This is a genomic window from Pseudomonas syringae CC1557, assembly GCF_000452705.1.
Classification (GTDB): domain Bacteria; phylum Pseudomonadota; class Gammaproteobacteria; order Pseudomonadales; family Pseudomonadaceae; genus Aquipseudomonas; species Aquipseudomonas syringae_F.
The window spans coordinates 2752466-2765094 of record NZ_CP007014.1 but is presented as its reverse complement, the minus strand read 5'-3'; the positions used below and the strand labels follow the sequence as shown (position 1 = coordinate 2765094).

Below are 12629 nucleotides of genomic sequence, written 5' to 3'. Positions count from 1 at the left end.
ACGCAAAATGTGCAGACGCTGTTGCAGATTGAACAGTGCCCCACGGAACGCGGTTAAGAATGTGCGGTTTGCCGACAAGCTGTTGGGCCGCTGTTGCCCTTACAACAGGCAGACCGGTCATTAAGAAAAATAATCATTGAATTCAAAAGCTTATGATCAGGCACAAAGCATGCACTGAACTGAACGACCCATTCACTGGCCGACCTGCTCAGGAGTACTGCATGACTCAATCAACCGGTTCTAACCCACTCTCGTTGGGCACCGATTATGAAACCCTCGCCAACCGCTTCCGCCCTATCTTCCGCGAGATCAGCGCGGGTAACGTCGAGCGCGAAAAGGCCCGCGCCCTGCCCTATGAGCCGATTGCCTGGCTCAAGCAAGCAGGTTTCGGCGCAGTCCGGGTACCCACCGAATACGGCGGTGCGGGTGCCTCGATCGGCCAGCTGTTTCAGCTTTTGATAGAACTGGCCGAGGCCGATTCGAACATTCCGCAGGCCTTGCGGGCGCACTTCGCCTTTGTCGAAGACCGGCTTAATGCGCCGCCGGCCGCGGAACGTGACACCTGGTTCGCGCGTTTCGTGGCAGGTGACCTTGTAGGCAATGGCTGGACCGAAGTCGGCGCGGTGAAAATCGGTGACGTGATTACCAAGGTCAGCGTTCAGGGCGATGGCTTTGTGCTCAACGGCACCAAGTACTACAGCACCGGCAGTATTTTCGCCGACTGGATCGACGTTTACGCCCAACGCGCAGACACCGGTGCCGATGTGATTGCGGTGGTGGACGCAAAGCATGCGGGGGTGCGCCACAGTGATGACTGGGACGGGTTCGGTCAGCGCACCACCGGCAGCGGCACGTCGGTCTACGACAATGTGCCGCTGCCTGCGAGCCATGTCATCCCGTTCGAACAACGCTTCAAATACCAGACGGCTTTTTATCAATTGGTGCTGCTGGCGGTGCTGGCAGGTATTGGCCGGGCGGTCGAGCGTGACATCGCTCAAGAGGTGCGTGACCGCAAACGTATCTTCAGCCACGGCAATGCCGGCAGCGTCAGCCAGGATTCACAGGTGCAACAGGTGGTAGGGCAGATCGCCGCGCAGGTGTATGCCGCAGAAGCGGCCACGTTGCGTTCGGCCGAGCCACTGCAACGGGCGTACGTGGCACGCTTTGGCAATGACCCGCAATTGGAAAAGGACGCCAATATCGCCGCCGAAATCGAGACCGCCAAGGCGCAGGTGATTGTCTCGGAGCTGGTGCTGCGTTCAGCCACCGAGCTGTTCAACGCACTGGGCGCCTCGGGCGTCAGCGTCAACAAGGCACTGGATCGCCACTGGCGCAATGCACGCACGGCCGCCTCACACAATCCGCTGATCTACAAGGCGCGGATTGTCGGCGACTGGCGTATCAACGGCACCGAGCCGCCCTTTGTCTGGCAGATCGGCAGCGGCACCGATAAAGCCTGAAGCCTCGTTCAGGCGGCATTACGCAGCAGGTGGCGACTGGCAAAGCTGAAAGCCAGAACCATGAAAATTAGCGCCCCGGTCGCCACCTGCTGCCAGTAAAAGTTCCAGCCAATCAACAGCAAGCCATTGGCAATGACGTTGATGAACAACACACCCAGCAACGTGCCTACGATGTTGGGTCGTGCCTGGCGGCTCAGCGTCGTGCCAATGAACACGGCGCCAATGGCATTGATCAGGTACGCATTACCAGACATCGGCACGTAGGCATTGACCGTGGAGCTGAGCAGAATACCCGCGATCGAACAGGCCAGCGCGCTGCCGACAAACACCAGCGCTGCGATACGTCGCGTAGACAGCCCCGAGTAGTAAGCCAGTTGCGGCTGCGTGCCGACGGCCAGAATTTCCCGCCCCAAACGTCCACGCGCCAGCACCGCCCCGTAAACACCTGCCAATAGCAGCACGACCACCAGCGGCAGTGGCGCGCCGAGGATCGACACGCCGCTGATTCCAGGCAGCGCACTCTGGGCAATGTAGATCGGCTGGCCGCCGTCGGAGAGTAATTGCTGCACGCTGGTGCCGATGAACAAGGTGCCCAACGTCGCCAGAAATGGCGAAATACGCAGCCCGGCGATCAGCAGCGCGTTGAACACGCCAGCCGCAACGCCCGCCAGCAAGGCAATTGCAATGGCTACACCCAGGCCGTGACCGGCGTTGAGCGCCACCACGAAACCGAGGCTGGCAAAATCCAGCGCAGTGCCCACCGACAGGTCAATACCACCCACCGCGACCGCCCAGGTCATGCCAATGGCAACGATGGCCAGCAGGACGAAATTGTTCAGCACCAGGCTCGACAGATTACCCCAGCTGAGGAACCCCGGCGCATTGATGGCGAAGAACAGCAGGATGATCAGTACCAACAGCGGCAGCACCGCTGGCAGCAAGCGCGGCAGCACTTTTACCAGCGTCGAAGAGGTGTTCAGGGTCAAGCTATTCATTGTTCACCGTCCCGTCGGTCAAGTGCGCCGGAAAATGCCACAACCAGCAGAATCAACAGGCCTTGCACCCCGTTGACCCAGAAGTTGGAGATGTTCAGTAATTGAAAGCCATTGATCAGGAAACCCAATAACAGCGTCGCCAACAACGTGCCGGGAATGTTCGCCGTCAGACGGCGCGAGAACACCACACCAAGGAAGGCGATGGCCACCACCGACAGCAGCAGGTCGCCAGAGCCCGTGGTACTGCCGCTGAAAAACGCAGCGGAGCAAAAGGCCGCAATGGAGGCGCAGCCACCGGCAATCACGTAGCTGGCAAACACATAGCGTTGCAGGTTCAAGCCGGCCGCCTTCGCCGCTTGCGGGTACTCGCCGATGGCATACAGACGCAGGCCAAAGGCGCTGTGCTGAATCAACAGCCAAAGCAACCCGGCGACGCCGAGTAAAACCCATGCCAGCGCCGGGATACCGAGCCAGATACCTGAAGCCAGACTGTCTAGCAGCTCCGAATCAGTGGCCAGCACGGTATTTTGGGTCAGCACCAGTTCCAGCCCGGCGATCAGGTTCATGCTCGCGAGAGTCGCCAACAGCGGCGGCAGACGTAACAGCACCACTGCCAGGCCATTGAACGCGCCGACCAGCAGGCCGCAAGCGAAGGTCAGCGCAATTGACTGCCAGGCCTCGAAACCGGCGTTGTTCAGGCTGCTGTAGACCGCCGCACACAAGCCTAGGTTGGCCGCCAAAGACAGGTCCAGCCCGCCGCTGACCACGTTGGAGCCACCACCGATCACAACGCAGGTCAGACCCAGCGCGAGAATGCCAAGCACGGCCGACTGAGCGAACACGTTGCTGATATTGCCGACGCTGAGAAAATTCGGTGCGCTGATGGCGAACACCAGCAAAATCGCCAGGAACACCAGCAGCGACCCGCGCCGCGCCAGGCGCACGAGCCACTGGTGCGGCGGCTCGGCTTCCAGACTGTCAAGCACTTCAAGCGTGGGCATGATCAGCCTCCTCAGGGAGTGTTTCGACGACACTACGGCGGCCTTCACTGGCACCGGTGGCGCAGGCCAGCAGCTCATCGCTGTCGGTGGTTTTGGAATTGAACTCGCCCGCCACACGTCCACGGTGCAGCACCACGATGCGATGGGTAATGCCGATCAGTTCTGGCAAGTCCGACGACAACACCAGTACCGCCGCACCGCCCTCGGCAAGCCGCGCTATCAGCCGGTAGATTTCCACTTTCGCGCCGATATCGACACCTACGCTGGGCTCGTCCAGTAAATACAGCGAGGAATGCCGGCTCAGCCACTTGGCCAGCGCGACCTTTTGCTGGTTGCCGCCACTGAGAAGTTGCACCGCCGACTCGTGACCTGGCGTCTTGATTGCCAGCTCATCGATCAGTCTTTTGCTCTCGCGAGCCTGAGCAGCACCATCGAGGAACCCCCAGCGGCTGAATCGCCCAAGACTGGCCAGTGTGATGTTTTCCAGCACTGACAGCGCCGGAGCCACGCCATGGCTACGGCGCTCCTCTGGGACCAGCGCAATACCCTGGCGCACCGCATCGCGAGGTGATTTCAGGCGTAATGGCTGGCCATTGAGCAGTAACTCGCCGCGATCCGGGGGCAGCAAGCCGAACAGGCTCTTGAGCAGCTCCTTGGCCCCCGAGCCGACCAGCCCCGTCAAGCCAAGCACTTCGCCACGTCGCACGCGGAGATCAACCGCGTCGTAGTAACGCCCTGCCCCCAGCCCGCGCAGTTGCAAAACATCGGCACCGGGAACCGTCTGCGAGCGAATGTACTGCTCACCCACGTCACGATTGACCATCAACCGGGCAATCTGTGCGGGACTGGTCATTGCAGGATCGACCACGGCCACATCACGCCCGTTGCGCAGCACCGTGACCTGATCGCACAGCGATTCGATTTCTTGAAGGTAATGGGAGATATACAGAATGGTCAGGCCTTCGGCGCGCAAACGCCGCACGATGGCCAGTAAGCGATCCACCTCCTGTTTGACCAGTGACACGCTGGGCTCGTCAAACACAAGAACCCTGGGCTTGGCCAGCAGCGCGCGGGTAATCTGCAATATCTGTCGCTGGGCGCTGTCCAGATCGCGTACCAATGCCCCATTCGGCAGGCGTATTGCAAAGTAATCCTCCAGCAGCCGCGCTGCCTCACGATCCTGAGCGCGCCGGTCGACCAACAGACCGCGCTTGATCTCCTGACCGAAAAACAGCGCTTCCCCGACCGTGAAGCTGCCCGGCAGCAGACGTTCCTGATGAATGAAATGCACGCCCATGGCCTCGACGTGGCGCGGCGTGACAGCAGCGAAAGGCTGACCGTGGATATTCAGGCTGCCTGCGTCAGCGCGATGAATACCAGCCAGCACCTTGATCAGCGTCGACTTGCCCGCACCGTTTTCTCCGACCAATCCGTGAATCGTGCCCGAGTCGACCCGCAGATTGACGCCGTCGAGCGCCTGAGTAGCGCCAAAACGTTTGCTGATGCCTGTGAGGTGCAAGGCAGGCACCGCTGCACCCTGCGTTTTCGCTGAAAACATGATCAATCCCCCGTGTCAGTTATCGCCCCGGAGCTTTTGCACTTCCGGCAGGTTGGCAGCGGTGGTCAGCAACGTCGGAACCTGGGTTTCCCTGGGCAAATCACGCTGCCCGGCCAGATAGCGCGCGACATTCTGCACAGCGGTCTTGCCAATCAATACCGGCTGCTGAGCGACCACGGCGCCTATCGGCGAGTCTTCGCGGCGCATCAGCTCCAGCACCTCCGGGGTGCCATCGACGCCGTAAGTCTTGATCTCGGTCCGCCCGGCATCGATCAAGGCCTTACTGGCACCCAGTTGCGGAATGTCCCAGGCCGCCCATATCGCCGAAACGCTGCCTTTGGGGTATTTGTTGAGCAGTGCAGACACTTGCGAGTAAGCATCCTGAACCGTATTGGGGATTACATCGCGCAGCTCAGGCTCGATGATTTTCAGCTCCGGGTGATCTTTGAGCGCCAGCTTGAGCTGGTCGTAACGAATGGCGCAGACCGGCACGCCGTAAAAACCATTGAACACCAGCACATTGCCCTTCCCGCCTGCATCCTTGATCAACTGCCCGGCCAGCGCCTTGCCGGTGGCGACGTTGTCAGAGGTGGTGTTGTTGAGGCTGTATTGCGACGGTGCATCAATGGTGAACAGCGGAATGCCAGCCTTGCTGATGCGCTTGAGCCAGGGATCGATGACGCTGAGCGTGCCCAGCGTCTGGATCACTGCATCGGGCTTCTGCGTGACTACCGTCTGCAATTGATTGACCAGGTTCTTGTCATTGCGGCCCGCGTCGAGGGTGATCGGCGTGCCGCCCAGGCGCTTGACCTCATCGACCTGGGCCTGAAAGGTCTTGATATCAAAGTAATGACTGGTGCCAGTCATGCTGATCGCAATGCGTTTACCCGCCAGCGAAGGCACGTTGCCGTCATCGGCATGTGCCGTTGCGACGAGGCTGGTGGCAAACAGTGTCAGCGCCAGAGTGCGCCATACTGTACTCAGGCGAGTTGGCTTGGCAGGCGGGATGGCATCAGGCATTCGGGTAGCTCCACTGGCTCAGGAAAACAATCCCGATCAGCAGTGCACAGGTCATGCCCAAAGCCTTGTCACGCTGGTCTGCAACCAGGCCAAGCCCTGCCGGCAGGCGTTATTCCGCGATTGCGAGAGTCGCTTGCCGGCCGGCAACAGGCGTTATCAGACCCTGCTGCAGAACAGATTGCCGATTGGCTGTTGCCCAGCCAACAGCTTCAGCCGGTCTCAACCGAGTTTGAACTGCCTCAAGGTGGTCGTCAGCCCGCTGGCCAGCTCTGCCAACGACTGGCTGGCGCTGCCGGTCTGGCCGGTGCGGACTGCCGATTGCGTCGACAGGTCGCGAATTCGCACCAGGTTGCGGTCCACTTCTCTGGCAACCAGTGCCTGCTCTTCGGAGGCGCTGGCGATTACCGTGTTGCGTTCGTCGATAACCATGACCGAATGGGCAATCGTCGCCAGTACAGCGTTGGCTGACTCTGCCTGCTGCTTGGTGCGTTGTGCCTGCTCGGTACTGACTTCAAGCGCCGCCAGCGTGCTTTTGGTGCCCAACTGAATGTGCCCGACCATGGTTTCGATCTCGCGGGTCGATTCGCTGGTGCGATGCGCCAGCGCACGTACTTCGTCAGCGACCACAGCGAAACCGCGCCCTGCCTCACCTGCCCGCGCTGCCTCGATTGCCGCGTTGAGTGCCAACAGGTTGGTTTGCTCGGACACGGCGCGAATGACATCCAGCACCTTGCTGATGTCCAGTGTGCGGGTCGCCAGTGCCTGGGCCTCGGTTGATGCAGTACTCACGTTGCGGGTCAGCTCGATAATGGAGGTTACAGTATGGTTCAGCTCATCCTGCCCCTTGCGGGCAGACTCCGAAGAAGCTTTCGACTCCTCCGAAGTGGCGACCGCGTTGCGTGCCACTTCGTCCACTGCCTGACTCATCTCGGTGACGGCTGTGGCAGCCATTTCGATTTCACTGTTCTGCACCACAAGGTCGGCGTTGCTGTTGACCATCAGCGCACTCATTTCCTCAGTGGCAGACGCCAGTTGATGGGCGGCATCACCCACTTGCGTCAGGGTCTTGCTCAGACTGCCGCGCATGCGTTCCATTGACTGCAACAGCAAGGCCGCCTCATCGACGCCCTCGCGGTTGATCAAAATCGGTCGCAAATCACCGGCGGCGATGGTTTCAGAGGTCTGCAGCGCCTGGCTGATAGGCACTGCCAGGCTTTTCGTCAGGCGCCAGGCAAGCAGCACCGTCAGCAGTACCGTGAACAGCATGACCAATTGCGTCACCATCAAGGCATTCTCGAAGACCTTTGTGGAGGACGCGCTGGAATCGGCCTCGGAGTCGTCGTTGAGTTTTTCCAGCTTGCGCAGCGAGGCCTCGATATCGTCAGCAATGGCCTTCATATCGCCCCACGCGGCCTGGTTGTCTTTACCCAGTTTGTAGCTTTGTTCGGCCTTGTCAGCGTAGGCCTGATAGTCAGTTGTCAGTCCGGTAATGAGCGCTTGCTCGTCGTCAGCGGTGATGAGCGGGCTGTAAGCCTGTATGGCTTTTTGAAATCCGGCTTTTTTATCGATGAAATCAGCATGGGCCTCGGCAACCTGCGCGGCGCCCTGACTAACCAGCATCTTGACGACGGCAGTACGGGTTCTCTCGAACGCCAGAGCGATGTCATCGCCCAGCGCGACGCCCGGCAGAGAGTCGTTTTCGATCTCCAATGATTGCTCTCGAATACCGTGCAGTTGCACAAGGCTGAAAATGCCGAGCCCCAGTACCAGAACGACCATCAGCGCAAAGCAGACGGAAGTCCGCGCGGCAATCTTCAGCTGTCTCAGCATGTTCAGTCCCCTTCCCTTAATTGACGATACGATTAACACCGTTAACGCTATCGGCTAAAGGTAGGAAAGGATGAAGAATACGGATCCACAGCTGTGCCACTGCAATTTTCGGCCCACTTGGGAAATACCATGTGCTAGGGTTCGTGCTGCTTTTTAACCCCCCGGACATGACTGGAAGCCATTAGCCAGTCAGCATTACTGGAGAAGCCATGAAACGTTACTATGCCGCGTTACTTGCATTATCACTGCCTGCCCTTGCCCATGCGGGCGACGCACTGGTCAGTTATCCCGCCATTACCCAGGCACTGAACACCGGGGAGTCGGTCGCCGTGGTGCTTGACCTGGGGCAATGCAAATCCTCGGTCGAAGGCGCAGAGCCCTCGAAAACCAGGGGCGGCAAGCGCATAGAAACCTACCGCATAACTGCAGACGGCACCCTGGCCTTCTCCGACACCCACTTCACCCTCGACCGCGATAACAAACCCATCGAGCAATTCATCCGCTATCAGGTGCGCTCCAACGGCACGGCGGATTTCAGCATGACAACGCTGAGCGTTCCGGGCTATCAGCCGGTGGGCAAGGCGGTGAGTTATACGTGTGCGATTGGCAAGGGGATGAGCTTTTTTGCAGGGAAGTGATGATCAGGCGTGACCTGTTGGCGAGACCTTCAAGTCTCGTCAACCTGGAAAATACTGATCGTCATCCCGTCGCTACCCGCCATGACATTGACCCTGCCGATATACAGGTGTTTCTGCAGGTACTCATGAACACCCTCAGGGACACTGAACTGAATGTTGCATGTGCAGCGAGCCAAGGATCTTGCTACCCGCGACCCGTCATCTTTCAGATGTTGCACGGCAATGGTATCAACCGCCGTGAGGCCTTCTCCAACAACATGCATGCTTATTCCGTCGTCGGTCAGCAAGGTGTAATACAGGCTGAATCGCACAAGCTCCTCATCCTGCGGTACAAGAAACAGACTCCCTCCCGGCACGACCGCCCCTTGCAGACGTTGGCCATGGAATTCTCCTCCGAGTATTTCACTGCTGCTCCGTGGCCCCTGTCCAGGCTGGTGTAGCGCTTGCGGTGTGTCGATGTGCAGGTGAACAGTCAGCATTTCATGTAACTGTATGGTTTCCATCGCTCTACCTCTTCTTCTTGCAAAATCACTCGATCACACATTCGACGATTGCTGGCTGCACAGTTAAAAGCCACTGCTTCCGGGAGTCGGGTATTCATAAGTGTACGGTGGTGTATGTTTTAGCTGGGAGCTGACGCGCTGTCAATTTAAACGTACCATTCAGTACGCTTATGGAGGAATGATGAAAGCACGCACCGAAGCACGTCGTCTGGCCATCGTCGAGGTCGCCGCCGGGGTATTTCTCGACCTCGGCTATGACGGCACCTCCATGACAGAGGTGTCACGCCGACTGGGTGGGTCGAAGGCGACGCTCTACGGATACTTTCGCTGCAAGGAGGATCTGTTCAGCGCTGTGGTGAAGATGTACGCAACCTCTCATTTGTACGACGCCTTGACCTCACTGCTGCAGTCCGCGGACGACATCGCGTTGCACGAATCACTGGTCCGCTTTGGACGCAAGATGATGAAGGTCCTGACCCATGACTCAAAGGCCATCAATGTCTACCGGCTGGTCCTGTCGGAATCCGGACGCTCAGACATTGGCAAGCGTTTCCATGACACGGGTCCCAGTCAGTGCGTAGAAGCACTTTCGGACCTGATGTCACGTGCGATGGCCAACGGTGAGCTGACAAAAGCCTGCCCCAGACTAAGAGCCAGACAATTTCTGTCACTGTTGACTGCCGAAACCGGCGAGCGCCTGTTCCAGCAGGAGCCCGCTCCCATGCCGATGTCCGAGGTGGAAATGCTGGTAAATCAGGCGGTGGGAATGTTTCTGGGCGGGGCTCAGGGAGGTCAGTAACCCGATTCCCGCAGGCATTCAGCGTGTCACCGCATTTCCCGTCTGATACTCCCTCGGCGTACACCCAAACTCGCGGCGAAACACGGTATGCAGGTACTGCGCCGATTTGAAGCCGCAGTTGCGGGCAATCTCTGCAATGGCCGAATCGGTTTTTTCCAGCCCGTTGGCAGCGGCGGCCAGTTTGAAGCGCAGGATTTCGTCATGCACGCTGCAGCCGCGCGCTTTGCGAAAGTGCGCCTCCAGCGATGAGCGCGACACGCCTACGTAGGCGGCGACTTGTGCGGTCTTGATGCCCTGACAGGCGTATTGGCGGATGAACAGCATCGCTTGCATAACGTAGGGGTTACCCAGCGGTTGATGCAGGCTAGAGGCCTGCACGTTGATTGCCTCCGGCGGGATTAGGATCTGGGTGCCGGTGGCCGGCATGCCGTGCAACATTTGATGGAGCAGACGCGCGGCAGTTCTTCCCATAGTCTCGGTTCCCTGGATCACCGAGCTCAGCGGCACACGTGTGAGGGTTCTGGTCAGCGGGTCATTATCGATGCCGATCAGTGCGACTTGCTCGGGCACGGCAATCCCAGCGGTCAGGCAAGCCTGCAGCAACTGCCGGGCGCGGGCGTCGGTCACCGCGATAATGCCGATGGGTTTGGGCAGGCTTTGCAGCCAGGCGATCTGCTGTTCGACAGCGCTGTCCCAGAGTGGAGCGCTGGTGCCCATGCCGCGATAGACCTCGGCGTGCAGGCCATCGCGGTGCAGCAACCGGCGAAAGGCTTTTTCCCGTTCCTGCGCCCAGCGGTTGGCTTGTGCCTCGGGCAGACTGAAGCAGGCGAACCGCGTCAGCCCTGCTTCGATCAGGTGTTCGTAGGCGGCCTTGATCAGCGCGTGATTGTCGGTGGCGACATAGGGGATGCCTTTTGGATAGGCGCGCTCATCCTGGTAGGAGCCGCCGACTGCCACGACCGGCAATCTGATGCCGGCCAGCGCCTCGCCAATCAGCGGGTCATCGAAGTCGGCGATGATCCCGTCACCCTGCCAGCGCTCGATGCCTTTCAGACGGCAGAGAAAGTCTTCCTCAAGGAACAGGTCCCAGGACACACGGGTGCTGCTGAGGTAATTGCCAATGCCGCTGATAATGCCGCGATCGTAGATCTTGCTGCCGTTGAACAACAGTGCGATGCGGTGCACAGGAGGTACGGTTTTCATTGTTTTTATGCCGATCCGGGAAGCGCGATGCTTTTCAACAGACTAGGCGCGTGAAAGGCGAATCTCAATACTCAAAATCGCACTGCCGGTTGATGATTTTCATAATCAGCAGCCATGAGGCCGTTGCTAGTATCGAGACATCGCCAAGATCAACAGACGATCAATCCAAGAACAATAAGGAAATCGCACATGCCGTACTTCCCCACTGTCGACAAGGTTATCTACGAAGGCCCCGACAGCGACTCGCCCCTCGCCTTTCGCCACTATGACGCCGACAAACTGGTCCTCGGCAAACCCATGCGCGAGCACCTGCGGATGGCTGCCTGCTACTGGCACACGTTCGTCTGGCCGGGTGCGGACATGTTCGGCGTCGGCACCTTCAAGCGCCCGTGGCAACGTGCCGGTGATCCGATGGAAGTGGCAATCGGCAAGGCCGAGGCGGCGTTCGAGTTCTTCTCCAAGCTGGGCATCGACTATTACAGTTTCCACGACACTGATGTCGCCCCGGAAGGCACTTCAATCAAGGAGTACCGCAATAACTTCGCGCAGATGATCGATCACCTGGAGCGCCACCAGGAACAGAGCGGGATCAAACTGCTCTGGGGCACCGCCAACTGCTTCAGCAACCCGCGCTTTGCCGCAGGTGCTGCCAGCAACCCGGACCCTGAGGTGTTCGCCTACGCTGCCGCTCAGGTGTTCAGTGCCATGAACGCTACCCTGCGCCTGAAAGGAGCCAACTACGTACTGTGGGGCGGTCGCGAGGGTTACGAGACCCTGCTCAACACCGATTTGAAACACGAGCGCGAACAGTTGGGACGCTTCATGCGCATGGTGGTCGAGCACAAGCACAAGATCGGTTTCAAAGGTGATCTGCTGATCGAACCCAAGCCCCAGGAACCGACCAAGCACCAGTACGACTACGACAGCGCCACGGTTTTCGGATTTCTGCAACAGTACGGTCTCGAAAACGAGATCAAGGTCAATATCGAAGCCAACCATGCCACGCTGGCCGGGCACAGCTTTCATCACGAAATCGCCACCGCCGTCTCGCTGGGCATCTTCGGCAGCATCGACGCCAACCGTGGTGACCCGCAGAACGGTTGGGACACCGACCAGTTTCCCAATAGCATCGAAGAAATGACCCTCGCCACCTATGAAATCCTCAAGGCAGGTGGCTTCACCCATGGCGGCTACAATTTTGATTCCAAGGTCCGGCGCCAGAGCCTCGAAGAGGTAGATCTGTTTTACGGCCATGTTGCCGCGATGGACGTGCTCGCCCTGTCACTGGAGCGGGCTGCGGCCATGCTGCAGAACGATAAGCTGCAACAATTCAAGGATCAACGTTACGCCGGGTGGCAGCAGCCGTTCGGCAAGTCGGTGCTTGCGGGTGAGTTCAGTCTCGCCTCGCTGGCCGAACATGCGTTCACCCACGAGCTGAACCCGCAGCCGGTCAGCGGCCGTCAGGAATGGCTCGAAGGTGTGGTCAACCGCTTTATCTACACCTGACGAAAGGCAAGGCCGGGGCGCTGTGACATTCTCACGACAAATCCATGCACGCGGCACCCGGTAACGCTCTACAGTTGTATCGGCATCACAACGGATGCCAGTGTCTTCAAACAACA

11 protein-coding genes are annotated in these 12629 nt (G+C 59.1%); 4 read left to right on the top strand and 7 right to left on the bottom strand.

From position 1 onward, the window contains the following. Positions 1 to 221 precede the first annotated feature (221 nt). Positions 222 to 1460, top strand: coding sequence for an acyl-CoA dehydrogenase family protein (locus tag N018_RS12545; RefSeq protein ID WP_025389811.1), 1239 nt, complete (start codon positions 222 to 224; stop codon positions 1458 to 1460). An 8-nt stretch (positions 1461 to 1468) separates the two neighbouring features. On the opposite strand, the gene N018_RS12540 is transcribed toward N018_RS12545, so the two are convergent. From N018_RS12540 to N018_RS12520, 5 genes are all read right to left on the bottom strand, one after another. Beyond that, positions 1469 to 2455 carry an ABC transporter permease gene (locus N018_RS12540; protein WP_025389810.1) on the bottom strand — a complete coding sequence of 329 codons (987 nt, stop codon included), beginning with the start codon at positions 2453 to 2455 and terminating at the stop codon, positions 1469 to 1471. Continuing rightward, positions 2452 to 3456, bottom strand: a complete 1005-nt coding sequence (locus N018_RS12535; protein WP_025389809.1) for an ABC transporter permease — start codon at positions 3454 to 3456, stop codon at positions 2452 to 2454. Before N018_RS12535 ends, N018_RS12540 begins: the two co-directional genes overlap by 4 nt. Next, positions 3443 to 5014 (bottom strand): sugar ABC transporter ATP-binding protein, encoded by a 1572-nt coding sequence (locus N018_RS12530; RefSeq protein ID WP_025389808.1) that lies wholly within the window; start codon positions 5012 to 5014, stop codon positions 3443 to 3445. The genes N018_RS12535 and N018_RS12530 overlap by 14 nt, the downstream gene beginning before the upstream one ends. A gap of 15 nt (positions 5015 to 5029) precedes the next feature. Continuing rightward, entirely contained in the window at positions 5030 to 6034 is a 1005-nt protein-coding gene (locus N018_RS12525) for a sugar ABC transporter substrate-binding protein (RefSeq protein WP_025389807.1), read from the bottom strand. Between the two features lie 219 nt (positions 6035 to 6253). After that, positions 6254 to 7864, bottom strand: a complete 1611-nt coding sequence (locus N018_RS12520) for a methyl-accepting chemotaxis protein (RefSeq protein WP_024645884.1) — start codon at positions 7862 to 7864, stop codon at positions 6254 to 6256. A 209-nt stretch (positions 7865 to 8073) separates the two neighbouring features. Here N018_RS12520 and N018_RS12515 point away from each other — a divergent pair, with 209 nt between their 5' ends. Next, positions 8074 to 8502: a VirK family protein gene (locus N018_RS12515; protein ID WP_024645883.1), complete on the top strand. Its 429-nt coding sequence runs from the start codon at positions 8074 to 8076 to the stop codon at positions 8500 to 8502. A 29-nt stretch (positions 8503 to 8531) separates the two neighbouring features. On the opposite strand, the gene N018_RS12510 is transcribed toward N018_RS12515, so the two are convergent. Further along, positions 8532 to 9005 (bottom strand): DUF3237 family protein, encoded by a 474-nt coding sequence (locus N018_RS12510; protein ID WP_025389806.1) that lies wholly within the window; start codon positions 9003 to 9005, stop codon positions 8532 to 8534. 181 nt (positions 9006 to 9186) lie between these two features. Here N018_RS12510 and N018_RS12505 point away from each other — a divergent pair, with 181 nt between their 5' ends. Further along, positions 9187 to 9804, top strand: coding sequence for a TetR/AcrR family transcriptional regulator (locus N018_RS12505; RefSeq protein WP_025389805.1), 618 nt, complete (start codon positions 9187 to 9189; stop codon positions 9802 to 9804). Between the two features lie 18 nt (positions 9805 to 9822). Here N018_RS12505 and N018_RS12500 read toward each other — a convergent pair whose 3' ends face one another. Next, positions 9823 to 11007: a XylR family transcriptional regulator gene (locus N018_RS12500; RefSeq protein WP_024645880.1), complete on the bottom strand. Its 1185-nt coding sequence runs from the start codon at positions 11005 to 11007 to the stop codon at positions 9823 to 9825. A gap of 189 nt (positions 11008 to 11196) precedes the next feature. On the opposite strand from N018_RS12500, the gene xylA reads away from it, so the two are divergent. Continuing rightward, positions 11197 to 12513, top strand: coding sequence for a xylose isomerase (gene xylA, locus N018_RS12495; RefSeq protein ID WP_025389804.1), 1317 nt, complete (start codon positions 11197 to 11199; stop codon positions 12511 to 12513). The last annotated feature ends 116 nt before the right edge of the window (positions 12514 to 12629 follow it).